The following is a 25,531-nucleotide window of genomic DNA, read 5'->3' on the forward strand; positions in this document are numbered from 1 at the left end:
CCTAAGATGTACGGACTCCCTCCCCTCGAGGAACTACGGTTTAAGTTGACCAAAACCTAACTAAGAGTCCATACAATGCAGAAATATAATGTTATAGCGATCGGTTTGGCAAAAATGTCTTTCAGACCTGTAAATTAGGCCCACAAGGAAAAAATTATACACAATCGTGAAATATGCAGACGAAGCCGAAAGAACTTTTTACTCTCGGTTGTACACTTAAACTTGCGTGCTGGTTTCGGTACTAAAGGACTGGCTGCATTGGTCACTTCGACACTCTATGAAAGCGATGTTCTGCCAGCAAACTTGGCCACAACCTTGTCAATACTAAGGTAGCAATACCGTAACCTGAAAGATGAATTAAGCAAGCTCCAGAAATCCATGAACTCTCCAACTCGGCAAATAGAACGTTGTAAAAGGTTCATGGTACTGGAAGGTGTGGGTGAAACAACAGCTTCCATGCTCTACGCTACTTTAGGTAACGGAACGCAATTTACCAATGGACGGCAAGCTTCAGCGTTTGTTGTGCTAACACCGAAACAATACAGTTCAGACGGTAAAGTGATGATGCTGGGCATAGATAAATTTGGCGGTGTCAATTTGCCTCCGTTCAATGCTATACCTTGGTGCCATGGCATATATTTACCGACTGCCCGACTCGCAAAAAACCAGAAGCAGGCACGGCTTATCAAGATAGTCGATAGGGTTGACTTCAAAAGAGCCTGTATCGCCTTAGCTAACAAGACTATGAGGACTGCTTGGACAATGCTCCACTATGAAACAGAATATCAGCCAAAGCCATTACTATTTAGCTATATGAATTAACAGATTACAAATAATAATGTTCAATGGTTAGACCAGCCTACTGAGGCCCTAACTACTTCGTAATACTATTAAAAGCTTCTTTCGCGACAAGGACTGTAGGTGCGCATACATCAAAGGTTAGAGGATAGCTCCTTCAATAAGAAACCGAATATACAACCGCATCTTATCCATTGCACATTTTTGTCTTGTAAAACCCGTGGATTCCATATACGAAGTAGGTTGCGGCCTAGTGGGATGGTCTGCTCCTCCCTCTGATATCTATACTCAGCAAGGAAAGCCAAAACCAAGGAGAGCACCCATGTTAAACTTAGAGGTATATATCTACGGTATCGACTTAGGAAAAAACAGGTTTCTCATTGTCGCTATGGATCGCCAAGTGATCCAGTCATCGGTCCTATTGTTGCTGCTGGATTAATTGCCGCTGTTGGTTCTGGTACACAATTTAAACGAGGCAGAGATATGTCGTCATAGTTAGGTTGGGTTCCCAGACAATACTCAACTGAGGGAAGAGTAACCTCGGTGGTATCAGCCAAAAGGGGGGAACGTCTATCTGCGACGACAGGTGATACAAGGAGCTAAGGCAGTAAAGATACACATGAAGCGAGACAAGTCAGCACTTGGCCAATGGATAGCAAAACTCGAAGCGACACATTGCTATCATGTTGTTCTTACTGCTTTAGCTTACAAGATCGTGAGGATTTGCTGGAAGGTTTTGTATCTCGTCAGGAATATCGGCCTTATCCCGCCTTAGGTTCGTCATAACCGCGTTAACATAACGACTTTTTCCATAGATTTTGCGAGAAACGAGCTGATGACAGAAACGTTAAACCCACGATGTTGAAGCCTGGCTAAAAAGCAGTTTGTTATGACTGTGCGCTTTATTAGGACAACACCGTGCGGATCCCATCAAGGCTAGAGCACAAGACAGTTCACAAACAGGCCGGATACATTGATGCAAACGCCTTCTTACAATGATCTTTAACTTGCAAAACTGAGCAGACCATACATTTTTTTACTATTCCTAGCTCTTCGGCTTGCTCTGCGAGTTGTCTTTTCAACTTAGCAATCTCAGCAGCCATTTATGCTTCACGCTTGCTATTGTAAGATGTATTATTGACCTTCCAACGCCATGTATAGATTTGGGAGGGTGAGAGGTTTAGTTACTTTCCTGCGGTCGATACTCCAACACGTTCTGTTAACTTTAATGCTTCTGTTTTGAATTCTGCCGTATGAACGATACTCTTTTTCTTGTTACTCATGTTTACCTCACTAGTTGATTATAATTCACTTAGTAAGGTGTCCAAAGCTATTAGTTCAGATCAATTCAACGCCATCCCAAACAGGACTACGAACTCATTAAAGAGAACCCTTTTTCACATTTTGTGGCTGACTCCATTTTGCTCCATCATGAACGTGTCGATGGTCAGGGCTACCCTGAAGGGTTAGACAACAGCGCAGCCTCCAAACAGGTCAAACTGGTTTCTCTTTGTGACGCGCTTAATGCGATGCCCAACCAACGCCCTTATCGCGATCATATGAGTAAAGAGAGCATTAGACATCCTTCAAACACATTTGGGGACACAATTTGATACAGAATTAGGTTCGACTTTCATCCACTTAGGAAGGGGCAGTCAATTTTATCATATTATATTGCACTCAGACGAGAGGATCCCGTTACAACATTATCCAGTGTGCGGCCCCACCATTGAAATATTGATCACTTCATTGACATCACCATCGGCCACTTACCATTAGCGAGCTAGGCGGGTTGCGTATTGCTTGGCAATTTGATCTAATTACAGAGGTAAGCAACCTCTAAATATTATGGGGGTTGCTTTCCAACTGTTGAGCTGGAAAATTAATAAACACTCATTGCTATATCTACCCAGTACGAGTATTGCTCATCTGAACCAAATTCATTTGGGGAGATATGACGGTCAATCTCCTGTCCATTCTGGAAAACTAGGAAACCACAATCGCAGCCAAAAGCATACTGGTCAGCAAACCTTACCTTAAATCTGATTTTATGGTACATCTTTGATAATGCAATAAATATTGGGTACGGAGTAGTATTCGCAGTAAAAAATGTAATTCTTCCGTAAATATATTCACCTCTTTCTTCGAGGCAACATTGGCTATCCCATGCATTCCACTTTGTTCCCCAATTTTTAAGATTCCAATCCACATTACCATGAATAACACTGTTTTCCCCTTCAAAAGAATTTGATTTCAAAGAGTTGGAAAGTAGCTTATTAAAATCCATATCATTACTTTCATTCCTGATCGAATCGCGAATAGAATTAGCATAGCATTTATCTTTAGTACGAAACTCGATGATATTATAAATATGGTTAGGCATGATCTTACTCCTGTTTTCTTTAAAAAAATAACAAATATTCGTTTACATTAATTTAACTGACATTTTACTTTTCAGCTTATTTATAATCTAAATAGCGGTTCCTAAATGCAGGTCACTAAGCTGATTTTTCCTTGAAGTCGAGCAGTTTAACGCAATTATGTTTCACGCCCGTAGTACAGGGGGTTTAACGATATACACATACTCTCTTAATCAAGGGGCTTTCAACAAGGTGTAGCTCCATTAGAAACGCTTATTTAGTCATATACACATATATGGCTTTGTTTTTCTTCAAGCTGATTTAATCAACAAAACCCTTTGAAGATATAAATACACAACACGGACTTCTTTATTCAATCGTCTTACATTGGTGCGAAACCATTTACTGAACAGCTGAAAAAAATGCCTCAAAGCTAGGATATTGTTTGAGAGGTGCTTTTAACGTGCTTTCTACCACTTCGAAATGTGGACTGACACGACAGACAAACTTTAATGCATGCCTAACCAGATCTTTATTATTGAAGTTATTCAGTCGATAAACACCATCTTGATGATGTGTGAACTGAGATGAGGTTAACAAGTTCTCATGGTATACACTTATCAATCGAGTATTGGATGACTGCATTAAAAAGTATTCAAACCCTGATAACAACGTGACATTCTGAGGGACGAAAAGTGCATCAATACTTTCCAATAGGAACAGTAAGGTTTGTTTTGATAGAGAGATTAATTGAAAGGCGTCAAATAGCCCCAGGTCCAAAGCGTTATTCAATTTGCTGTCAATTAATAGTGCTTTTAAACTCTCTCGTCGATGCGTGGACTGCGCTGCCAAAAACTGCTCTACGATACACGTGTTTCTCTCAAACCTTTGCCAAACTACATCACAAAAACTTGGTACGTCCCCCTCGTCAATCGAGGGTAAACGAACAAGGGTAACCCCTAACGTTGCCGCATATTGTGATATGTCATACAAGACAAATGCGGTTGCGGCATTCCATGGGGTGTTTGGCAACAAAACAACGTTATTATAAAGAATAGCATTGTTGAGTATGGCTTCAGTGTCATCAAGATGCGGTGGAAACCATTTCATATCACTTACCTTCAGATAGCTTTAAAGTGGTAATGAGGCTCTTTTTCAGCAAAATGGGTGAGCACTTTCTCCGCCACCTCAATGCGAAACACTGTCCCAGATTTGGCTTGAGTCACCCAATTTTTCTTACTACCACAGCTTGTGAAGCCGCCCGCTACGACACCTACCCCCTCTTCGACTCTTGCTCCTGAATCACGCCCAAATGCGCGTGCGATTGGGTAGCCAAGGCAACAAAGTGTCCCCTTTTCTTCGTACACATCGTAGTCATCATTAATCGTAACTTCGACAGGCACTAGATGAGAATTGAAAACACAAGCCAGCTCATCAACCTTTTCTTCGATAAGGCCACTAAACACCCAACACTCGCTGGACTTATCCCATTGCCCACCAAGAGCGCGGCATTTATCAACGAGATAGGTATTGTAAGTACTGGTTAAAGTAATAAAACCAGACTCATTTTGTTCCTCAACCGAGGATTTAAGTTTGAATATTAGGTCGGTTCCATACTTTGAACGAACGGAGATGTCTTCGACATCCAGCAGTTGCGTACCGATTGAGAGATTCTGAGATAGTTCATCGATTAAGATTCTGCACTTGTAGCCGTCAAGCGATGCAGCAAAATACTTTCGATTTTTCTTTAAGACGTTAAACTCTTTCATGTTTCCTCCGAAGTAATAATGAGTGACAACGTAATAACTTTTATTGATGGCTTTCAGCCACTTATCTTGTTTTTATCGTTATTATTTTTGCTGTTATATTATTATTCAGAGCTTTCAAAGAGCAGAGCGATTTGGAAGCTTTATCAAGCTAGCTTAGTCTGTACTTTAATGTCAAGAGTTTTTTTATCCTCCTCGGTTTGAGCGCAAAGTCGTTGGGAATCTTGCAATTACCACTGAAGTTGAGCAAGCTCTGTGCAACGTATGCACAGAACTAAAAGATAAATTAGTTAAAGTTCATGTACTCCAATAAAGGATTCGCTTGCTTTAGCGCTTGTCGCTGCGCGAGAAGCTCAGCGACCACACGCTTTTTATCTTCTCCCAAAGCGCATGCAATAAGAAACGCATCGACTTCATGCGACATGAATCCCACAGCCTTGGGACCCAGTTGTACTGCGGGCGGAAATGTGCCATCGTTTATACGTCTGTGAAGCGTGGCTTGGGATAAACCAACGCGTTTTAATACATCGACTTTCTTTTCTATTTTCAGTTGATTAATTGGGTGTATAAGCGCCATTGGACGCCTCCGTTTATTCTTATTCTTATGACTACAAGAGCCGTTGCAAATATAATATTCGTATTTAGAAGTCAAAAGCAATCACTTTTTCGAATTTATTTTACGAAATGGAATATACAAACTCTATATATTTAACAACGATCAAAATATACATATACCATATATTAAATATCACACAATATAATCAGTCGAAGTGATAAAAATAAAGACATGATAAGTACACCCTTTATTTATATTTGACTCCACCATCACGAACACACTTTATTCTGCTATTGTTTCTTAACTTAATCCATATAACATTTGTCCCAAAAACTACTTACTAACTATCAGTGATACGAAGTGAAAGCGGATGAAAGCGGCTGAGACGTAGTGAGAGTGCGGCGCAAATTCCTTGTCGCAAACGGCATTTTCGATGTTGTAACGCGCACTTTCCCTGTCGCATGCGACAAATTCCTTATCATATTCCTCTGTTGAACTCTGTATTATACAATAATATATTTCGCTTATTTTAAATAAACACATTTAATATCATAAATTATATTGTTATAATCAAAACAAATAGAACAAAAACAGTAACAAGCGGATACTGCTCTTCCCTATTTGTTCCAAATGGTTCGTTTGTAGCTTTAGCCTCCCCTTCAGTCGGTTGCGCTAACATGCTTCGCAGTTATCGCTAAGTCGCACGCTGTTGCTTACTAGATAAATAAGATAATAAAAATAAAATAATAATAAAAAGAGAAATAATAAAAATAAAATAATAAAAATAAAATAATAATAATAAAAAGAGAAATAATAAAATGAACTTATCATTAAAAGAAGAATTAAATAACACAATAAGAGAAATAGTAATCGAAACTAAAAGAGAAAATAAAGATAAACTAAGAGCGCTTATTGAGAAAACAGATTACAGCTTAGAAGAATTACAAGTTGTTGTACCTTCCCTACTTCCGCAATTTTCAAGCACATCTAAAATTACGCTAAGTTCTCATGCGCGTTTTTGTAATTGCATTGTAAAAAGTATTTACGCTAAAAATAATGCAGATAGCTTTAACGATGATGTTGTTACTGAATCACTTCGCATCCTGGACGCTGTAGAAAACGGCTTCAAAGAAGAGCGTAAAAAAACTAAAGACTTATACAATATTGCATTAAAAACACACATAACTGTAGAGCAGTACAAACGTTTCATAACCAGCAAGAAAAGTCACAACTATCGCTCTAACGCTGCTTTTCTTAGAGATGTAGCCTTGAACCAAGTAGAACCACGTCCGAACAATGACGAAGATTATTTGAAGTACTTTAAAGAAACCAAAGAGCTATCAAAATCACTTCAGGTGCTTGCAGAAGACATTGAAGATGCTGACAGCGCTAAGATAGTTAAACTAAGCAAATGCATTAAAGAACTTAAGGAAAGCATTGATACTACGCGCAAGCTAGCAATAGACTCTCATTCATCAGCAACAGCTAAAGTACTAGCTTTAAAATACTTATCTTCGCGTCAATTGGATGAGCTATGCAAACAAAAGATACTAGAAGAAGCTGAATTATAAAGCCTGAATTCCCTCCTTAAATATAAGGAGGGCTTATCTACATTACTTATTACTTTCTCACTCACAATAATAATAAAGAGACAATAAAATGATATTTACAGAATTAGAATGCACAAGAAGTCAACAGACAGCCAAAGACGCACAGAACCTCATCGAGTACGGCGCTAAACAAAAAGACGCAGATAACCTGATTAAATACGGTGCAGGTAAAACAAAACATGCTCCTGCATCGGAGGGTCACTCATTCTTCATCTGTGCTAACGAAATCGAATCCATTCCAGTTAGTATGGGTGAGCTGGCTACAGGTGCGGACTGGCACGATGCTATCACTGAACTGCAAAGCAGCTATAAGCACAACCCGACAGTCAAGCACCCTTTCCGCCACTTTGTCATCTCTATAGACGAAGGAGAGTACCTCACAGACAAGCAGTGGCGTAAAACAGTAAGAAAGACTATGAATCACCTAGGTTACGAAAACGCACGCTACATCGCGTTTAGACACGCAGATACTGATTCACAGCACGTACACATAACAGCATCAACACAAGACCTAGAAACAAACAAAGTCATCAGCAATTGGATGGCTGTTGAAGCTGCACAAGAAATCATGCGTGAACAAGAAAAGGAATTCGGTTTAAGACAACTAGAAAACTCATCAGAGATACTAGCAAGGGGCGAAGCGGTCGTTTCTGACAAGTACTCTCACTCAGTCAAGCTGATGGTAAGACGCTTAGTTGAATCAAGCATCAAAGAGCTACCAGCGCTAGTGCAAGCTAGGGCAAACATGCTAAAGAAACTGGACGTAAACGATGAGCACACCACTCAAGCGAGCTTAGCTCTTTATCAAATTGCGCTACTAAGAAATGGCGTCGAAATAATACTTAAAGAAGACAGAAGCAACGAAAAGTTCGTTGGGATTGTGTACAGATACAATGACTTCATCATACCCGCTTCTAAGCTCAGAAGCGGTAACAAGTTCACCCTCGGCGGCTTGATAAAATCTGGTGTTCTGAAAAGTGATGCAAACATTATAAGTAGCTATGACGAATCACAAGTCGAAAATTATGACCTTAGAGAAATGTTTGAATCGCAGAAAGATTTTGCAGAGCAAAGATTTGAAACAGTAAGAAGAGATGCTGAAACACATGCTGACAAAGTAAAGAAGCAAGCCGAGGAATGGGATAAGCACATGCTTAACTGCTTCATTATCTCATGTAGAAAGCAATATCAAAAAGAGGTAGAGGATGCTATCGACTTTTGGCTTTATCATGGAAAACGCATCAACAAACGCGACAAAGCTTTCGTTCACGCAATTTACGAACAAGAGAAAGGCATATACTCAGCATCTAAAACGCTAAGTAAATTCTTCTATCATCTGCTTCTAATCTTGTTTGAACTAAGCAAGCAGAACCACTGGGAATTGAAAGCAACCCCTGTTGCGACACATGAAGATCAGGAGCTAGTAATTAACCAAGCCATTGAACAAATAGAAAAAGCTTATGAAAACGAAGGTATTTTTACTGACAACAAAAAGCGGAATAGAAGACGTAACATCAAGAAGAAATCAAAAGATATCGCTGAAAATACATATTAATTAACTGATAACGTTACAGTTCCTACAAAAGCAGAAAAAATCCCCTCTACCGCGATTTCAAAAAACAAAAGTGACAAGATGCTTTACATTATTGTCCGAGGCCCTGAGTTAATAAATGATAGCAACAACGCGACACATGTAACATTAATAAAGCTACCGAGCACTGCCCTCTCCGCGATCTATAAAACACCTCATTGCCAAATATGGCACTGAAGAAGCGCAAGAGCTACATCAAGTGTTATACAGAATAAAGACGAGACTAGATGCCGCCAAGTTCCCAGCGGTCTTGTTCAATGACTATGTGTTCAGCCCTGACGATAGCAACAAATTACAAGCTATAAAAGGAAAAAGAAAAGCAATTTCATCAGTCTCTGATGCATCGAGCATAAAAAGATTTACACCACACGCAAGTACTTTAACGCCTTTCGATTACAAGCCCAAACCGAAAAAAGCAGGAGAAGATGCCCAAAAGCTAATTGCATACTTAGCGAAAGCAGAAGCAAACATAAACTAGAACCAACAGCCCAATCGGGGCTGTTTTCTTATTCTCACACGCTAAAGTTGCCTTTTACCCTTGACCGAGGGTAAAACCGTATTTACCCTCCATAAAGGGTAAATACGAGGAATTGTTATGTTGATAACATCACCAAGGCAGTTAGCAATACATCTGCGTGACGAAAGAAAACACAAGAATCTGTCGCAAGCAAAAGTTGCCGACCCCGTTGGTCTTAAACAGGACACCATTTCTAAGTTTGAGGTTAATCCTGAAACTACAAGGATTCAGACGCTATTTCGCATCTTATCTTCGCTAAACCTTGAAATGCATATTGTTCAGAAAGGCGAAAGCATCTACTCGAAAGTTGATGATGGCGAAGAGAAATGGTGAGTCAAGTCATTCCCACGCATGGGAATCCACCGAAGTCACATGCTTAACGAAATCGAGTGCTGCTGGTTTGCCGAGATCGGCGCTGGCACACCTCTGGACAAAAATGAGTCAGTGGTTATTCTAAATTAGCAAAATACGGATTACTAAAGGTATTGCAAAATCTTGCATCTAATGCCCAGCGTTGATGGATATGCTCTTTAGCATAAGATACATTTCAACTGATTTTGAAAAGTGTGTTTTGATTCTTAAATAACCCCAAATTAGACTAAAACAACTCTGCCATAAATGACTTAATAAAAAGAGCAGAGTTGCTTAAGAGCTAAACTCTACTCTTTTATTACATAATTAATCTTTACTTACCTACATTAAACTTGTGTCGGGTCTAATTGCGCCAATTTAGCTTGCTTCTTTTTGATGCGAGCAAAAATTCCGCCCAGAATTACAATGCCACATAGTGCATACGTCACCATAAACGACGTATCTCCGGCTACCAACCCCAGGTCAGAGAACGTAATGTATGCACCAAGTACCATGTAGAGAATTACCGCAGAGGCTTCGAAGCGGAACTCCCAAGGTTTAATATCCATAGCTTCATTCACTGGCAGAACGTAGTCTGTGTCACGTGGACGAATTTTACCAATGATATACATAATCGCACAGCAGATAACAAACAGTACCGCTAACTGATGGAAGAAGTGTAACTCTGCCAATGGCTTTAGTGGCCCTAGGCTGTCGTGCATTGTTGCCGGAGTAAACTGGACAATACCGTAAGTCACGACAAATACTGCAAGAGAAACTTTGGCTGCGATTGCCGGCACACGCTTAGTGAGATATCCCATGAACACGATAGTGAAAATTGGCACACTGAACAGGCCCGCTAGACGTTGTAACAGATCGAACAGTCCGTTTGGCGCAAACATAATAAACGGCGCAATACCAACCGATAAGATTGCAATGAATAGACCAAATACTCGGCCTTTATTTACTAACTGTTCGTCAGAAAGCTTGTTCTCTTTATCAAACAACGGTTTGTAAACATTGAGCGTAAATAATGTTGTAGATGAGTTCAGTACACCATTAAAGGTAGACAAGATGGCACCAAACATGGCCGCTAGGAAGAAGCCAACGAGTGGTTTAGGTAGCACCTCGTTAACTAAGCGAGTGTACATCGTATCAGCTTCATAGCTCTGACCCGCTGCGTCCGCAGTACCAAACATATGGAATGCGATGATACCCGGAATGATTAAAAACAAAGGTGTAACAACTTTGATTGCACCCGCAAAGATCACACCTTTTTGGCCCTCTTTAAGGTTCTTAGCCCCAAGCGCACGTTGAATGATGGCCTGGTCAGTCCCCCAGTAGTAAAGGTTGACGAGAAGTAAACCAGTGAACATGGTTGAGAAAGGTACGTTTGGATCATCTTCAGCGCCAACTGCCTGGAGCTTGTCTGTCGCGTTAGTTGTGATAACTTCCAATCCTTCCATAAAACTGCCGTCACCAAGCACGATCAGTCCAAAGATTGGGATCATCAAGCCACCTACAATTAGACCCACGCCGTTTAATGTGTCTGCAATTACTACTGCTTTTAGACCACCGTAGATTGCATAGAACAAACCCAGCACACCGATAATAGATGCAATAAGAAGGATAGCCTGGAAGCGATTGATGCCTAACATTGTTTCAACATCGAAGATACCGCCAATAACCATTGCCCCAGCGTAAAGGGTATTTGGTAGTAGATTGATGATGTAGCTTAATAGGAATAGCACCGTCACAAACTGCTTTACAGAAAGGTCATAACGAGACTCCAGAAAATCAGGAATCGTCGTGATGCCTTGTTTCAGGTAGCGTGGTACAAGGAACAGAGCGATGATGATCAGTGTAATACCAGACGCTACTTCGTAGCCCATCACAGACATATTTCCTTTGAACGATAAGGCGCTCATCCCTACAAAACTCGTTGCAGAAAGGTTTGTCAGAATCAGGGAGCTCGCGATAAGCCCACCCGTTAAGCTCCGTCCTCCAAGGAAAAAGCCGTCTTTTGAGTCATTCTTCTGATTCTTCACACGTGACCAGGTGTAAAACACCACAAAGCCTGTGAAGAAAAAGAACGACAGTAGGATTGTCATTGGCATAATGTTGTCCTTAATCTATTCGGATTTTAAATGTTATTGCTTCGCAGGGCAAAGGTGCAGGTTAGCCAGTAACAGCCCCCTTGCCCGATAGTTTTTAAGTTTTACTGTTCACTTGTTATATTTTTTGTAAATGAACAATCAGTGCAGATTCAGGGTCTAAAATTGGCAGGTTCAAACCAATTTCTTTCAAGTTATCGCCACCTAGCGTTAGAGTTTTGTCCAACCATTTAGGACGTTGCTTCATTAATTGGAAACTGGTTTGGGGCATCTCAACCAGCTTGACGAGATACTTTGCATTCACATCTGAGCAGCTGATACGAAGAGGAGAAGGCAGTGCGTGATCTGGCATTGCCAACTGACAAACCGTGATGAGCATTTCGTTTTCATTCTCGACCCCATAGATGTTCTGATTCTTATCCGCGGGATCGATTCGGAAGCTACGGCCACTGTGAAGAAGATGACGGTACTCCTTGTGAAGAGCGATATACCGTGAAAAGGCTTCTTTTTCGGCTTTCGGCTCTTTTACTGGATCGAGTTCTACGCCCATATGGCCACTCAAAGCCGTTACACCGCGCATATTGATAGCGTGACGTCGATTTGTTGAATGGCACTCAGCAGGGCCAATGTGCGCTCCCATTACTTCTGGCGGGAAGAAGTAGCCCATGCCCTTCTGAATAGCTTGACGCTCCAGCGCATCATTACAATCTGATGCCCAAAATCGCTGTGTGCGCTTGAGGATTTCAAAGTCAATACGACCACCACCAGATGAACAAGACTCAATCTCTACTTCCGGATGAGCCTTATTAAGCTCATCCACTAAACGGTACAGAGCTTGAGTCTGACCATGTACCGCAGGACGACCTTGATGACCCGGCTGCACAAGTTCACGGTTCATATCCCACTTCAGGTAAGTAATGTTGTATCGGGTGAGAAGATCATTAAGACGCTCAAACAGGTAGTTAAAGCAATCTTCATTTTGTAGATCCAAAACATACTGCCAGCGGCCAGATGGCTGATGATAACCTTGAAGACCGAGCACCCAATCTGGGTGATTACGGTAAAGGTTAGAATCTTCGCTGACCATTTCTGGCTCAACCCAAAGCCCAAATTCCATACCTTGTTGGTTAACATGCTCAATCACAGGCTCCAGACCATTTGGGTATTTGCGCTCGTCTAAGTACCAATCCCCCAGAGCAGCGCGCTCACCATCACGCCCAACAAACCAACCGTCGTCAATAATGAAGCGTTCAACACCCATTTCAGCCGCTTCCGTTGCCATTTGCATGATGTACTCTGGCTTGTGCTCAAAGTAGATGCCTTCCCAAGTATTCAGATGGACCGGGCGTGGTTTCTTTACAGGAAACTTAACAATATTGTTACGGACAAATTGCTGGAAACGTTGTGAGATTCCATTCAAACCGGAATTACTGTAACAACCATACAGCCAAGGCGTTTGATACTCGTTACCCGTTTCAAGAATTGATTCCCCGGAGAGTAGAAGCTCGCCCGCTTGAACAAAACGACGTCCATCACTACGCACGTCCGCTCGCATTTGGTGATTACCACTCCAGGCAAGGTGGAATCCCCACACCTGACCAACCTGCTCACTAAATCCATTCGTACCGACAAATAACCCAGGGAAATTCTCATGAGATGTTCGTCCACGACGGTTTTCTTGCATGAATCCACCGTGTTCAAAGCGCTGACGTTGCGTTTGAAACTCATGACACCAACGGCCATGGAAAGTCATTAACTCATTTGCATGATTTGGTAACGGTAATGTTGACGACAACTTCCCAAGATAATATTTTCTGTCACCGATATTTTTTACTGTGACACGTTTTTGGACAACATCCGTGTCGTAATCTAGTTTCAACTCAACAACAAGTTCCAACTTAGCAACATCATCACTCATCATGAATGTCACTTGATTGTCTTTTACTAGCGTCGAAGTGAGTCTGAATACCGGAGCCCAGTCATAGCCATCACGATGTCCTTCAATGCCAGGCGCATTAAAGTGACCGCTACCCAATTCAGGGCAAAGCGACAACGGCACATCCACATCTAAACGTGCTTGTGAGATCGGACGTTCTGTTGCCAGCAGGAGATCTTCATCAATCTGTGCAATCTTTGCTCCCCAGTGAAGGAGCTCCGGAACTCTGTCTGTTTTAATGATTAAACTGTGTTTCTTACTTTGCAGATGTACAAAATTATTCATAGCAAGCCCAATATTGTTTTCGTAAACATTACTTGACTCTTATATTGCTCTATAAGTACAAATTTAATAGAAAACTGGCGAGTAAATGTGATCAAAACACAGTTCTAATGCGCTAAAATTTGTTTTAGATCTACTGTTTTCGAGAACACAATTTAGTGTTTTCGGAAACATTTTTGAGTAACCGCACAGATACTCAGCGATAACTTCATTATGATGTTGCGAGTAGTTTTGAATGGCTGGATATGATTGTGAACGTAACTTTTAAAGATGTCGCCAAACTTGCAGGCGTATCAACTCAAACCGTTTCTCGTGTCACCAACGGATCTGATAATGTCGCAGAAAAAACACGCGCAAAAGTAAACCAAGCGATTAAACAGCTGGGTTACGTACCGAACAAGGGTGCGCAAATGTTAAGCCGTGCTAAGTCAACCAATATTGGCCTTATCACGCTTGATATGGCTCTCCATGGTGCCGCACTTATTGCCAATGGTGTAAGAAGAAAAGCTAACGAGTTAAGTCTCGGGACGGCATTTTCTGTTGTTGCAGGATCTGGACTGAATCATGTACAAACGTCAATGCGTGAGCTTATTGCTCAGCAGGTTGATTGCATTATTCTTAATGTTCCACTGACAGCTGAAGAAGCAGAACTCCTGGTCGAGCAATTTCCGAGTTTACATTTAGTATTTATTGACGTACCAGAAGGTACTTCGGTTCATTATGTTCACTGCGAGCATAGGCACGGATCAGCAGAAGTAGTAAAACATTTAGTCCAGAGTGGACGCGAACAATTCTTACTCATTACCGGACCTCAGGAGTCTAGCGCTTCAAATATCAGACTCAATACTTGGCTACATGAAATAAATGCCGCAAACAAAGTGGTAAGTTATCAGTATCAAGGTGACTGGATGGCGAGCAGCGGTTATCTAGCGGTAAGAGAGGCAATTGGTAAACAAGTTGCGTTTGATGCAGTGATAGTTGCGAGTGACCAGATGGCGCTAGGCGCATTACGAGCACTTGATGAATTACAGCTAGATGTTCCTGATCAAGTTGCCGTTGTTGGATTTGATGGCATTACTGATAGTGCTTATTTTACTCCTCCCCTTACGACGGTGAAGCAGGACTTCACCGCAATTGGCAAACAAGCCGTCATTGAGGCTATCAACCTAAAAGATCAACATTCTCCTAATAATCAGCGATTAAGGCAGATAAATATCCCTGTTGAGCTTATCGTTCGTCGTAGTAGTACTGAGAGTAAAAGAATGGATCAAAATAACAAGCTAAAAATCAAACAACTACTAAGAAAAGTCGAATCATTACTTGATGATTAGAATAACGTGAAAGGCTACCTAGATCGCAATAAGCGTATATTCTTAATATATAGGATTGACAACAGTTAAGCCCAATAATAGATCACTTTAATGAGAAAATTTATTGCGAAAAAGCATTAACGTATGATGAATGAGTATTTACTCTAAGTAACAATGGGGCATAATCGTGCCAGATTGAAGATGCTGTCACCAAGTGGGACATTTCAAATTACTGTATACCCCTTTCAGTAAAATCTATAAGGCGCTCTACAAGACATCAGCAAATTTGGGGAGAACACTGGAAGACGATAACTCTTCTCCTTCTAACTTTCCTTCTCTTGCTAGGCGCTGTTTGTTCATCGCTTGTGTTTCGTAATAGTCCTGTGCAATCGCTGTTTCAATGAACTCCACAGACTGATCGGTAAAGTCACTTACCGCATGTTTGATCTCTTCCAGCGAGACACTGAAAAACTCTTTACGGCGATTAATCATATTCAATCGGTGAGTATCAAACTTATCGTGAAGCTTCTTCTCTAGAGTTGGAGCATCATCAGTATGAATCATTGCATGTACATCAAAGGTAAACGGTACTGAAGCATCTCCAAGCTCTTTCACTCTATCCATTGGTTCTAATCGACGGGTCATGCCTATCTTGTAGACATTTTCCCCAAACGATCCAATGTTAGAAATAACATAAACATGACCTTGCTTAGTTTGCTCCGCCATTGATTGAGCGCGTTGGTGCTTGCGCTCTGCTTCCTCTAAGTTTGCCTGTAACTGTGCAATCTGTTTTTCTAGTTCTGATTTCATTTCGTCGCTAGCTTTTTCAAGCTCTTTTCTCGCAGCATCCAAAGCTTTGTGATAACGTTTTTCTTCTTTTATAGCCTCCGCTTCTGCTTTTTTTATCTCTGCCTCTATTCTTGCTTCTTCACGCATTTGTGCTTTGATTTCCGCCTGTTCTTCTTTCTCGCGTTGTTTCTTTTCACGATATTCGTAAGTCAATTGGAGTTCTTTTAACTTTTCTTTGAGATAACGCTCTGTAATAGATATAGCATTCGGTTCATTTAGCTGATTGATTGCGGCGAACGCTTTCTTTATACGTTCTTCCATCTTTGTAACGTTTTTCCACGTACAGTTGGCAATAGCGGCCTCACATTCGTTATTGAAGGCTCTTGCGGTGAGACGAATACTCTTGTTGGTCATTCTCTTGCCTTCGCTTCGAGAACCGTCGACAGTCCATTCACGGTAGCAGTGTATCGCTCCACTGGAAGACTTCTCTCTCAACAAGGTTTTCTGGCACTCTTTGCATTTCTTGATCTCTTCTTTGAATGTTTCAGATGCATCAAAATCGAATTTTGGCTCATAGAATCCGAGTTCGATAAGCTCAATATCTTCGCTGAATATGGCGATTTGCTTAGTTAAAGAGTCATAAGTTATTTTCTTACTTTTGTAGTCGACCTGAAGTTCACTGATCTGCTCTTCAACAGATTGACGTTTCGTAATTGCCTCGTCTCTCTTGGATTCGATTTCGCGTAAGGCTTGACGCGCTTTTTCTTCTATCTCATTCTTGTCAATTTTCAGCTGATCCTTGATTTGTTCGCACTCAGCTTCAATATCAAATATCTGAGAGTATTTTTCTTTATACTCATCGATTGTTGTTGCTGCCTCTGATAATTGAGTTTCTGTAACTGCCAGTTTCTGACTCAGCTTTGAAGACTTTCTTACCCAAAAAAGCCCGACAACAAGCAAGATTACTATAGCTCCTATTAGCATGTAAGTTAGTGAAATTTGTTCCATTTACCGCCCCTACCGTCTCATTAAATATGAAACTGATAAGATAACTAATATCTACTCTCGTGTAACCAAGCAAATGTCACAATAGAAATATTTGTGTGCGGAAAATGTGAGTCAATCATCCTGACTTCATGTGCCAACATGCTTCTAGGCTTTCTATTAATATTTGTATGGAAAAGCCAGATGAGCAGGAGTTGAATGAATTCCTACTCTAACTGAAACTGGGGCATTTTCGTGTTTCATGCCCCATCAGAAAGCCTCTAGACAAACCTGAGTTTAGCCATTTTTCTAATTTAGTAACTCATGAATTACTAGTTTTCTGTCTATTAAAAATTCAATTAGTTTTTCCATGTTTTAAATTCTCTTTTTATTATAGCTTTAAGTTTGAGTGCTTTCTCACTTCTTATTTTTATTAGCGCATGAATTTTTCATTGTGCTTCTTTGCCAAGTACTCATCAGTTTTGTTGAGCAGGTACTTTTTAAAAGCTATGTTCATATTTTTCTCTTTCATGTACTCATTAAAATCATGCATGATTTTTGGTGCGTGTCTGCTTAAACCACCCATCAGTAATCTGTCAGTATTTTTAGGACAGCTAAATGGCTCTCTATAGTCATCTCTCACTGCATTCACAGAAGCAACAGCTAATATTTCACCCGTCTTTAATGACCTCACTTTTATATCTATATTTCTGTTCGAACCGCCCCATACATGAACTTTTCCAACGTCCATCTCTACTTTAAACTTGTCGTCAAAAGTATTAGTTAATACTTCAATTCTATCTAGCTGAGCTTGCTGTTGCGCTTGTAATTCAACTTGTTGTTTGTAAAGTAAATCTATTGCTTCGTAAACCATAACCTAAACCTTTTTGTTATTATTTTATTTATTCATTTTATATTATAAGAGTTTATTTTGTAATCTTAAATATAAGCAACCAAATAAAATATATTATTTTAATTTAATTTGTGCTTTTATTTTAACTTATACATAAAATAAAGATTTTGTCAGATTGCCTGCTTTGATGATTATAAAATTCGAGAAAACGAAAAAGCCCCGATGGGGATTTTGGCTTAAGTTTTGTGTTACTGGTTTTTTCTTGCTATATCTCGAAGCTCTCTAATTTTTTTCTGGTCATCAGTAACGATGATTTCAAGAAGTTCGAGAACTTTAACTTGTAGTTTACTGCATTTCTTACCCGCAAATGCTTGCTGAACAGTGTTCCTAGACAGTCCAGTCAGTTTCATCATACTGCTGACAGGGTTGATGACTGAGTTGTTGTATCCATGTCTTTCTTTGAACAGACACTTGTCTGAAAATTCAATTGCTTCGTGAGTGTGTTGCATGTTGTGCCTTATTATTATTCTTTTATTAAAGCCCCTGTGAGGGGCTTCTTGGAGGGTTATGAACAGTAGCACCCGACCCGTTCATTAATCAAATCATGCTGCATGTCTCTTGCTTTGTCGATGAAGCTGCAATCAGTTAGTTCAAACTTCTCGTCCAACTCGTGAATATCGATGAACTCGTTTAGAACTAGCTCACATACATCTTCGTCACCAAACACTAACTGTTCGAAGAATTTTCTGACGGAACCGCTTTCTCCTTCCATGAAATCGACATCCCACTCGCTTGGCAGAAGCTTTTCTCTTTGAGCAGCAACAGCTTTAGACATAAGAGATAGAAGTAGTTCTTTTTCGCTTTCAACTTTGATTTCTGTTTCTTTGAAATTTTTCATTTTTATTTCCCATTTTCATTATTAATTTTTGGTGTTTAAGCATTCTCCCTCACTATATGATTATATTATAATTTCAAATAGAAAATTATAATATATCGCATTTTTAATGATTGTTTTTATTTTACTTAAAATAATGCACTAAGAAGACAAAAAGGGGGAAGTGGCGATTTGATGTCAATCATCATTTTTTAATTCACTTAAACTCATGCAACTAAAATAGATAATTTATTTAAGATAAAAAATTCCCCGACGAGTAGTGATAAGGTCAGGTCAGAAAAAGACCCCAGTTGTTACTGGGGTTGATAAGATAACTATAAACAAGAAAACTTAATTGCTTGTCTATGATTATATAGTAAAACCAAGACATTGTAAGGTTATTTTGAGAATTATTTATCCGAACATGCTATTTTCATTTGCAGATAGAATAAAGCTTGAGTTCCGCTGTCTTTAAAACCATGTCTAATTATTTTCTGCGCGTTGCGCGGAGTACAATAGAGCAACTTGCTGAGCATTGTTGTAGATGCTCTGTCACGATAAACCATGCCCTCATCGATCATTATTTTTGATACATCCTCCCCCGTCAACAGGGGAGTTTTCATTAGTTCGTTTACTTTTCTCATTTTATTAATTCCTATTTTTATTATTATTTTATTTATATAGATCTACTAGTACTTCTTCGTATTGCTCAAGACTTTTGAACTCGCTTGACTGTTCTTTCTCAAGCAAACCCAGCGCTTTCAGAGAAGGTACTGCAAGTGGATGTAAACAGTGCTTGTAACGCTTATTGTTAGTACTTCCAAAGCGAGGGCTGTCTATACCGAGCGCTTTAAGCAAAGCTCTCAAGCGCTTTTCAGCAGTGGCTTTATCATTAGCTTTTACTTTTGATTCAGTGATTCGCATCTTGTCTTTCTGAGAAAATGCTTTATTGAACTTAGCTTTGTTAGCATGAAGATAGCTGTACACTTCAACTGCATCAGCGATTACAAACTCTGTCGTTAAATCTAGTTCGATTTCATTACCTTCAACATCAATGATATTGCCCTTCAATGCATCTATAAAGATTTGCATTGCTTCTGCGATATTCTTTTGCTTTACAGTTTGTTTAACATCATGCTTCGCTTTGACAGTAACCTTGTCAGCAATGATTTCAGCAACTTTAACTGCATGGTCTTTCTTGAATTTCTCAGCGAACTTAACTGCTTTGACATCTACATCTTTGACATCAATAGCTAGCTTGTCAGCAACCTTTTTCTTTTCTACTGACATAGTAGTTTCTTCAGATTTACATGTGCTTTGCTCTAATCTCTTAGTTGCTTCACTGTCAATACATTCAGCACTAGCAATTGCTTCTTGCATGAACTTCTTGTTAGCTTTTTTAACAGAGTTCTGCTCTTTCTTAATCAGTGCTTTTTCATCTTCGCTGTAACGAGTTGGAGCTTGATGATTAAAGCCGAGGTTTTCTAGAGTTAGCGTAAGAGATAAAGCTAAATCACTTAGCAATACATCTCTTCTTTTCGCAAACTCAGACTCTAGCCTTTCTTCAAGTGTTACTGCATCTTCTAAATAATTCGAAAATCCGAACGACGGTTTTCTGCCTGTATCAAGAGCAAAAATGATGTTGGTTGCTGTGCGTAGTCTTCTGCTTATTTGTACCAGGGGCATCGGAAGCAAGATCCCATGACATAGAACGATAACAGTGTTGCAGTAGTTAGCAGTTATGTTGAATCCTTCGCGAACACACGGGGTTACGATCACTGTTTTGTATTTCACAATTTCAGCGCTTGGATTTTTAAGAAATGCCTTCTGCTCAGGCTGCCCCTTGTTGTCAGCATGAACTAAAAGAATTCTCGCTTTTAGCGCCGCCTTTTCATCAACGAAACCAGATTTCTTTACGTACCCAGAATCTTTCAACATGTTGATGGCTTCCCTTTTATTATCTGAAGCAATAAACATGTTTTCGTTATCATCAATTAGCTTTTTCTCAATTAGACGTGCTTCCATCATGTCAATGTCATCGATTTGTGTTGTGATTGATGAATATGGATTTTGCTGACAAGTGCCTGCTGACTTAATGAACGGTCTTGCCCGTTCTACAAGTTGTAATGCAGATTCAGAACCTTTGCTTGTTTTTGCATGCGAAGGAGGAGTCGGCTCACTGTAGTTTAAATCGTAAGCGTTGACCTTTTTACCAAATGATCTGAGAAAACGAAGCGAAATGGCATCGCTAGCATCTGCGTCCATCGCAACGACTCTGGCTTGCTTCTTTTCGAAAAGTTCACTTAAGCGCGTACGAATAGTTTCTTTTTGCTTCTGGTTCAAAAACTCAACTTCAGCACTATTACTTTCTTCAAATAGCGCTTGAATGTTTTTCTCACACTCGTCAAAGATGAAGTAGCCGCAATTTTTAACGAATTCGAAAACATGGTCTTTTAGAAGAGAGTGCATAGTACAGCTAAAGTGATCAGCTTGTTCGAATGCAGAGATGCTCTTTTCGCTGTGAGCGACTACTGTCTTAGCTTTTTTAGGTGCGTACTGTTCAGCAACACTTCTTAGTGTTGTTATAGAACAGCTCTTCACTTGTTTGTTGTACGCGAGCCGACACAGCTTTTGTGCGTAAGTGGTTTTGTTAGCACCAGTCTGGGCTTTGATTAACTCGATAGTATCAACGCGTTCATTCGCACGATTGAACACCTTCACGTACATCTCTTCTTTTGAAGAAAGCTTGGTTGAGTAGTTAAGATTTGTTGTTGAGTTAACCACATTGCGAATCGTAGAAATTGATGCATTAAGTTTTTTTTCTGCGATTTGTAATGGAACATCAGCAATGGAAGAAAGCATAGATATTGCTTCATCAACTGAAGCATGAACAGGAACTAGAGAACGAACAGCATTAGCAAGAATGCTAAGGTTTTTGTCAGTTGAGAATTCATCGTAGAAATCTGCAAGAAGATGAACATCAGATAAAATACCATCTTCTTTTCTTTTTATAATCCTGTTGCTGTTTACATCTTTGATCTCAACTTTATTATACATACATGTTTCAACAACACTTTGCACATTCATCATTGAAAAATCAAAAGCAACTAAAGCTACCTTTAACTTGGCTGATTTCATCGTAGCTACTGTTGATGATAAGCACTCTGAGCTTGTACTGACCAGCTTGTGATTTGTGTTTTTTATAATGCTGTCTACAGCATCTTGATTTGCATTATCTGTCACTATAATAGTAACGATAGTATCATCATTATTTTTTAATGGAATGTACATATTAAGCCTTTGTATATTTATAATTATCTTTATTTTTATAATTTAGCACGAACAAAGTTCGCATTACAACAAGGTTATAATACTATTTGATTTTTTATATTTAGTGAAAACCATGTGGGTAATATTATTTTCCTCAAAGCTTTTAATATATTTATATCTAGCATTAGTTTTTTATATATTTATATCTAGCATTAGTTTGTTATATTAAGTGCAAAATGCTTTGCATGTTTGCTTGCCATTATCTGTGTTTTTTCTTTTGTTTTTATTCACGTAAAGAAATGAGCTATGTTGCGTAATTCACTTTTGAAGCTGAATCGTCCTATTTCAGGTGAGCATCAACCAACACGACAAGTTTTAGGCATACCAAGCCCAGTAAGCTTATTCAACACTTTGACCATTGAGTAGGTTTCACCAACTTGTGCGTTGTAATTTCGTAGGCTTAATCGTCCTCCAAGTAACTGCTTCACGCGATACATCGCTGTTTCAGATAGCGAGCGTTTGTGATAGCCATCGCTCTTTCCAATGCTTGTTCGAACCGTATAACTTTTGACAACCAACCGCTAAGTTTCTTGGATGGCCTCGTTCCCAGAATGCCGCTTCCTCTCTTGGAGGGATAAGAGCAACGACTCGCTTAATACGGATTGCCGCGTGGCAATACTTCTGCATCAGTGACCGTTGACAAACTCAGTTCGGCGGCAATAATTTCGTGACTACTTGTATCCACTACAATATGTAACTTGCGCCACACTCTGCGTTTGCCATCGGTGCCATGTTTTTTGACCTCCTACTCGCCCTCACCATAAACCTTGAGACCTTTAGCATCGATAGCGAGGTGCTGCGGTCCTTTGGTTTTCGTTTTAAAACTCACATCAACCTCTTTGGCTCGGCGGCTGATACAGCTGTAGTATGGGGAACACAGTGGAACCAGAGCAAGTCGAAAAACGGAATCAATAAATCCTTGTGAAGCGTGAAGTGGCATTGAAAAAATACACTTTACCATGAAAGCGGTTGCGATGGCTAAATCACTGACTTGTTCTGTTTCTCTTGCTTCCTCGAACTTATCGCTTCTTCGTCAATCCACAACATCAGAAGGTCACGGTTGATCAGAGATTGGTTGTATTGTTTCCAGTTGCTTATTTTGTAAAGTGGTTTTGGCATGAAACTACAGACTTGAATGAATGTAGCCGATCAGGTCGTAAGCTGTTGGTTTAGTTTCATCGATTTACGCATCAAAGCCCCTCAGTCATTACATTACAAGGCTTAAAGGCAAATTAATGCTTAAAAATGGATAAAAGCCATTTCCTAAACTCATTAAAAATAAATATGAACTATTTATGATTAGTTACTCAAGACAAAGAGAACAAACAGAATAGGAAAAGTTAACTGCTTTACAGTTAACACTTCTATTCACTCCTCTTTTGGGTGCGACAACTTTTTCTCTTTTTTCTATATGAAATAATATTTTTCCTGTCGCACCTGAAGCCTTACAGCACAAGGACTGAGAGCACTTCCACACTTACACTTTTTAGAACAACTTAAAAACACTAGAAAAAGGTGGGATGGGAACACATACCGGTGCAGGGCGAACGCATGAGTTGAATTAATGTTACTTTTTACACTTCCTTAACCACGACAGGAAATCCTACAAAGATAACACTTACCGTTTACAAAAAAATCTACTCATGTGGTAGCCCTGGGCAATGCCGTTACTCTTGGAATGAACCTGATTCTGCTGCTTTATAAATTGCTGGGTGCCAATCGGCGCCTTCGTGAAGGATTGAGCCTAGTGCGATGAAAGTTGCACGCTGGTTTTTTATATGGCCTCCTTCGGCAAATCAACAAAAAATAAAAATAAGTATAGATGCGCTCTTATATACGGGCTTTCTTGAGGAGCTACCTCATCCTAAAATGTAGTCGCACCAATAGGCTAAGTTTTCTTAGGAACGGCTTCATTGTGCCTTAGAACCCAACTAGCTTCTATTGGTCGGTCTTACATGTTTTACCATAGCTCTGTGTTGATTATGCTCGGTATATCAAGCTAATTTATCTAGCCGTTACGCTGAATCATTCTTTAAAAGAGCGTAAGCTGTTCGTACGGTTTTATTTGCTAACGCAATCGCAGTAACTTTCTTCCCACGTCTCTCTATTAATGCTTTTAACCATTGTTCTTTATTTGTTCTAGCTGGGCGATTCACTACCATGCTAATGACCGAAAGCGCTCCTTGAAAAAGAGTTGAACGTAATCGCATGTCGGCACTTTTCTTTGATATATGCCCAATACGTTCTTTACCGCCAGAGCTATGCTGCTTTGGTGTTAAGCCTATGCTGGCTGATGCACTTCTCCCATTTGAGAAGTTCTCGCCTTTCCCTAATCGCAGAGCAAGACCTAAAGTCCCTATAGGACCAATTCCTTCAAGTTTTATTAGCTTCTGACAGACATCATTGTCTTTAATTTCCATCTCTAGCTGTTTAGTCAGATCATCCAGATGTTCTATCTGAATAAGCAAATGTTCCCACAACCGAAGAAGCACGGCTCTGAACTGATCAGGTAATCCATTTTCCGCATCTTCAAGAACAAATGGAATCCCTTCTCTTAACGAAGTTAACCCTCGGGGTAGAATGCCCCCCAATTCTGGCAGTAATCCACGAATATGATTACTTTGAGCTATCTGGTGAGTGAGAGCTAAATTTCTGCCTCGTTCCATTCCTTGCATTGCTTGATCATCCACAGATTGAACTCGAACGCTATGGATATGCTCAAGAGATGCTGCGGTGTCAATTGCAAGAGCATCGTTCTTATCTGTTTTTTGTTTGAAATCCCTTAACCGCACGAGTATTGATCACTTTGACTTGATGACCAGCGGCTTTAGCATATCTCGCCCAATAATGAGCACTAGAACACGATTCCATTACCACTAATGAAAGCTTCTCTTTAATTAGAAGTTCTTTGAGCTTCGTTCTGTTTATTTCTCGATTGTATATAACTTTTCCCTGTGGGCTTAATTTACAAGCCTGAAAGACATTTTTGCCAAATCAATCGCTATAACGTTATATTTCTGCATTGTATGGACTCTTGGTTAGGTTTTGATCAACTTCAACCGTAGCTCCTTGGAGAGAGGGAGTCCATACACCTTAGAGGGACGACACTTGGTAACAGATGTCGTCTACTCAACAAAGGCCGAAGGTGATTTAAGCAACTGCGAAGGATTCCTTCCTAGTTGCCAGCACGGAATAAGGGCAATTCGAGTTATCTTTTTAATTTAGTAAAATATGAATTAACTTCTATGGAAGCGGAACCGAGTCACTGTTCGAACCTCTTCCAATACCGCTTCTTTTGATGGCTCTAAAAGCGTATCCAGACGGCGCAGCACCACCATAGGTAAGATAACGCCGCAGTATTAAACACGAACATAAATATTACGAAGACAGTCGTCGGTAATTGACCAAATAAATGAAATGAGTTTGTTATGTACTGAGTAGTCCATAATTTTCGTCCCAAAGCGATAGTTGCTTGAAGTTCAAACAATAATAATAGGGATAAGTGGACAG

Annotated in this window: 20 protein-coding genes and 2 pseudogenes; 7 read left to right on the plus strand and 15 right to left on the minus strand. The window is 39.9% G+C overall.

Annotated features, from left to right (window positions below; genetic code table 11):
- Nucleotides 1-420: 420 nt before the first annotated feature.
- Both VEJY3_RS24730 and VEJY3_RS26195 read left to right on the plus strand, forming a co-directional pair.
- Nucleotides 421-822 carry an IS110 family transposase gene (locus VEJY3_RS24730; protein WP_014232251.1) on the plus strand — a complete coding sequence of 134 codons (402 nt, stop codon included), beginning with the start codon at nt 421-423 and terminating at the stop codon, nt 820-822.
- 1,355 nt (nt 823-2,177) lie between these two features.
- A complete protein-coding gene (locus VEJY3_RS26195; protein WP_374953216.1) occupies nt 2,178-2,411 on the plus strand; it encodes an HD domain-containing phosphohydrolase in 234 nt (77 codons plus the stop codon).
- A 269-nt stretch (nt 2,412-2,680) separates the two neighbouring features.
- Here VEJY3_RS26195 and VEJY3_RS09535 read toward each other — a convergent pair whose 3' ends face one another.
- From VEJY3_RS09535 to VEJY3_RS09550, 4 genes are all read right to left on the minus strand, one after another.
- Nucleotides 2,681-3,181, minus strand: coding sequence for a hypothetical protein (locus VEJY3_RS09535; protein WP_014232253.1), 501 nt, complete (start codon nt 3,179-3,181; stop codon nt 2,681-2,683).
- A gap of 379 nt (nt 3,182-3,560) precedes the next feature.
- Nucleotides 3,561-4,268 (minus strand): hypothetical protein, encoded by a 708-nt coding sequence (locus VEJY3_RS09540; RefSeq protein WP_014232254.1) that lies wholly within the window; start codon nt 4,266-4,268, stop codon nt 3,561-3,563.
- An 11-nt stretch (nt 4,269-4,279) separates the two neighbouring features.
- Nucleotides 4,280-4,927 (minus strand): hypothetical protein, encoded by a 648-nt coding sequence (locus VEJY3_RS09545; protein WP_014232255.1) that lies wholly within the window; start codon nt 4,925-4,927, stop codon nt 4,280-4,282.
- Between the two features lie 283 nt (nt 4,928-5,210).
- Nucleotides 5,211-5,501, minus strand: a complete 291-nt coding sequence (locus VEJY3_RS09550) for an AlpA family transcriptional regulator (protein WP_014232256.1) — start codon at nt 5,499-5,501, stop codon at nt 5,211-5,213.
- A gap of 797 nt (nt 5,502-6,298) precedes the next feature.
- On the opposite strand from VEJY3_RS09550, the gene VEJY3_RS09555 reads away from it, so the two are divergent.
- From VEJY3_RS09555 to VEJY3_RS09570, 4 genes are all read left to right on the plus strand, one after another.
- The gene (locus VEJY3_RS09555) at nt 6,299-7,051 is read left to right on the plus strand and encodes a hypothetical protein (RefSeq protein ID WP_014232257.1); all 753 of its coding nucleotides are present in this window, start codon (nt 6,299-6,301) and stop codon (nt 7,049-7,051) included.
- Between the two features lie 88 nt (nt 7,052-7,139).
- Nucleotides 7,140-8,645, plus strand: a complete 1,506-nt coding sequence (locus VEJY3_RS09560; protein WP_014232258.1) for a relaxase/mobilization nuclease domain-containing protein — start codon at nt 7,140-7,142, stop codon at nt 8,643-8,645.
- 235 nt (nt 8,646-8,880) lie between these two features.
- A complete protein-coding gene (locus VEJY3_RS25980) occupies nt 8,881-9,159 on the plus strand; it encodes a hypothetical protein (RefSeq protein ID WP_014232259.1) in 279 nt (92 codons plus the stop codon).
- Between the two features lie 117 nt (nt 9,160-9,276).
- Nucleotides 9,277-9,531 (plus strand): helix-turn-helix domain-containing protein, encoded by a 255-nt coding sequence (locus tag VEJY3_RS09570; protein WP_014232260.1) that lies wholly within the window; start codon nt 9,277-9,279, stop codon nt 9,529-9,531.
- A 365-nt stretch (nt 9,532-9,896) separates the two neighbouring features.
- Here VEJY3_RS09570 and VEJY3_RS09575 read toward each other — a convergent pair whose 3' ends face one another.
- Together VEJY3_RS09575 and VEJY3_RS09580 are read right to left on the minus strand one after the other, a co-directional pair.
- Nucleotides 9,897-11,666 carry a solute:sodium symporter family transporter gene (locus VEJY3_RS09575; protein WP_014232261.1) on the minus strand — a complete coding sequence of 590 codons (1,770 nt, stop codon included), beginning with the start codon at nt 11,664-11,666 and terminating at the stop codon, nt 9,897-9,899.
- Nucleotides 11,667-11,781: 115 nt separating this feature from the next.
- Nucleotides 11,782-13,884, minus strand: a complete 2,103-nt coding sequence (locus tag VEJY3_RS09580; protein ID WP_014232262.1) for an alpha-galactosidase — start codon at nt 13,882-13,884, stop codon at nt 11,782-11,784.
- Nucleotides 13,885-14,132: 248 nt separating this feature from the next.
- Between VEJY3_RS09580 and VEJY3_RS09585 the strand changes: the two genes are divergently transcribed.
- Nucleotides 14,133-15,212, plus strand: coding sequence for a LacI family DNA-binding transcriptional regulator (locus VEJY3_RS09585; protein ID WP_041170351.1), 1,080 nt, complete (start codon nt 14,133-14,135; stop codon nt 15,210-15,212).
- Nucleotides 15,213-15,458: 246 nt separating this feature from the next.
- Here VEJY3_RS09585 and VEJY3_RS09590 read toward each other — a convergent pair whose 3' ends face one another.
- The 9 genes and pseudogenes from VEJY3_RS09590 to VEJY3_RS25985 all read right to left on the minus strand — a co-directional run.
- Nucleotides 15,459-16,988 carry a DUF4041 domain-containing protein gene (locus tag VEJY3_RS09590; RefSeq protein ID WP_014232264.1) on the minus strand — a complete coding sequence of 510 codons (1,530 nt, stop codon included), beginning with the start codon at nt 16,986-16,988 and terminating at the stop codon, nt 15,459-15,461.
- Nucleotides 16,989-17,397: 409 nt separating this feature from the next.
- Nucleotides 17,398-17,838 carry a hypothetical protein gene (locus VEJY3_RS09595; protein ID WP_014232265.1) on the minus strand — a complete coding sequence of 147 codons (441 nt, stop codon included), beginning with the start codon at nt 17,836-17,838 and terminating at the stop codon, nt 17,398-17,400.
- Nucleotides 17,839-18,065: 227 nt separating this feature from the next.
- Nucleotides 18,066-18,326 (minus strand): hypothetical protein, encoded by a 261-nt coding sequence (locus tag VEJY3_RS09600; RefSeq protein ID WP_041170353.1) that lies wholly within the window; start codon nt 18,324-18,326, stop codon nt 18,066-18,068.
- A gap of 56 nt (nt 18,327-18,382) precedes the next feature.
- A complete protein-coding gene (locus tag VEJY3_RS09605) occupies nt 18,383-18,715 on the minus strand; it encodes a hypothetical protein (RefSeq protein WP_014232267.1) in 333 nt (110 codons plus the stop codon).
- 386 nt (nt 18,716-19,101) lie between these two features.
- Nucleotides 19,102-19,335, minus strand: coding sequence for a hypothetical protein (locus VEJY3_RS09610; RefSeq protein ID WP_014232268.1), 234 nt, complete (start codon nt 19,333-19,335; stop codon nt 19,102-19,104).
- A 28-nt stretch (nt 19,336-19,363) separates the two neighbouring features.
- The gene (locus VEJY3_RS09615; RefSeq protein WP_014232269.1) at nt 19,364-21,982 is read right to left on the minus strand and encodes a hypothetical protein; all 2,619 of its coding nucleotides are present in this window, start codon (nt 21,980-21,982) and stop codon (nt 19,364-19,366) included.
- A gap of 335 nt (nt 21,983-22,317) precedes the next feature.
- Nucleotides 22,318-23,140: pseudogene (locus VEJY3_RS09620) on the minus strand (IS5 family transposase).
- An 896-nt stretch (nt 23,141-24,036) separates the two neighbouring features.
- A complete protein-coding gene (locus tag VEJY3_RS09625; RefSeq protein ID WP_014232272.1) occupies nt 24,037-24,813 on the minus strand; it encodes an IS110 family transposase in 777 nt (258 codons plus the stop codon).
- A gap of 477 nt (nt 24,814-25,290) precedes the next feature.
- Nucleotides 25,291-25,467 (minus strand): annotated as a pseudogene (locus tag VEJY3_RS25985) (type I restriction-modification system subunit M N-terminal domain-containing protein); the annotation flags it as partial.
- Nucleotides 25,468-25,531: the final 64 nt, after the last annotated feature.

It is taken from the genome of Vibrio sp. EJY3 (assembly GCF_000241385.1).
GTDB lineage: Bacteria > Pseudomonadota > Gammaproteobacteria > Enterobacterales > Vibrionaceae > Vibrio > Vibrio natriegens.

Excerpts from the sequence above, each read along its gene's own strand:
- VEJY3_RS09580 (WP_014232262.1), bottom strand. The coding sequence starts at position 13,884 with ATGAATAATTTTGTACATCTGCAAAGTAAGAAACACAGTTTAATCATT.
- VEJY3_RS09540 (WP_014232254.1), bottom strand. The coding sequence starts at position 4,268 with ATGAAATGGTTTCCACCGCATCTTGATGACACTGAAGCCATACTCAAC.
- VEJY3_RS09600 (WP_041170353.1), bottom strand. The coding sequence starts at position 18,326 with ATGCAACACACTCACGAAGCAATTGAATTTTCAGACAAGTGTCTGTTC.
- VEJY3_RS09590 (WP_014232264.1), bottom strand. The coding sequence starts at position 16,988 with ATGGAACAAATTTCACTAACTTACATGCTAATAGGAGCTATAGTAATC.
- VEJY3_RS24730 (WP_014232251.1), top strand. The coding sequence starts at position 421 with ATGGTACTGGAAGGTGTGGGTGAAACAACAGCTTCCATGCTCTACGCT.
- VEJY3_RS09545 (WP_014232255.1), bottom strand. The coding sequence starts at position 4,927 with ATGAAAGAGTTTAACGTCTTAAAGAAAAATCGAAAGTATTTTGCTGCA.
- VEJY3_RS09555 (WP_014232257.1), top strand. The coding sequence starts at position 6,299 with ATGAACTTATCATTAAAAGAAGAATTAAATAACACAATAAGAGAAATA.
- VEJY3_RS09560 (WP_014232258.1), top strand. The coding sequence starts at position 7,140 with ATGATATTTACAGAATTAGAATGCACAAGAAGTCAACAGACAGCCAAA.
- VEJY3_RS09550 (WP_014232256.1), bottom strand. The coding sequence starts at position 5,501 with ATGGCGCTTATACACCCAATTAATCAACTGAAAATAGAAAAGAAAGTC.
- VEJY3_RS09615 (WP_014232269.1), bottom strand. The coding sequence starts at position 21,982 with ATGTACATTCCATTAAAAAATAATGATGATACTATCGTTACTATTATA.
- VEJY3_RS09535 (WP_014232253.1), bottom strand. The coding sequence starts at position 3,181 with ATGCCTAACCATATTTATAATATCATCGAGTTTCGTACTAAAGATAAA.
- VEJY3_RS09595 (WP_014232265.1), bottom strand. The coding sequence starts at position 17,838 with ATGGTTTACGAAGCAATAGATTTACTTTACAAACAACAAGTTGAATTA.
- VEJY3_RS09605 (WP_014232267.1), bottom strand. The coding sequence starts at position 18,715 with ATGAAAAATTTCAAAGAAACAGAAATCAAAGTTGAAAGCGAAAAAGAA.
- VEJY3_RS09575 (WP_014232261.1), bottom strand. The coding sequence starts at position 11,666 with ATGCCAATGACAATCCTACTGTCGTTCTTTTTCTTCACAGGCTTTGTG.
- VEJY3_RS09570 (WP_014232260.1), top strand. The coding sequence starts at position 9,277 with ATGTTGATAACATCACCAAGGCAGTTAGCAATACATCTGCGTGACGAA.
- VEJY3_RS09610 (WP_014232268.1), bottom strand. The coding sequence starts at position 19,335 with ATGAGAAAAGTAAACGAACTAATGAAAACTCCCCTGTTGACGGGGGAG.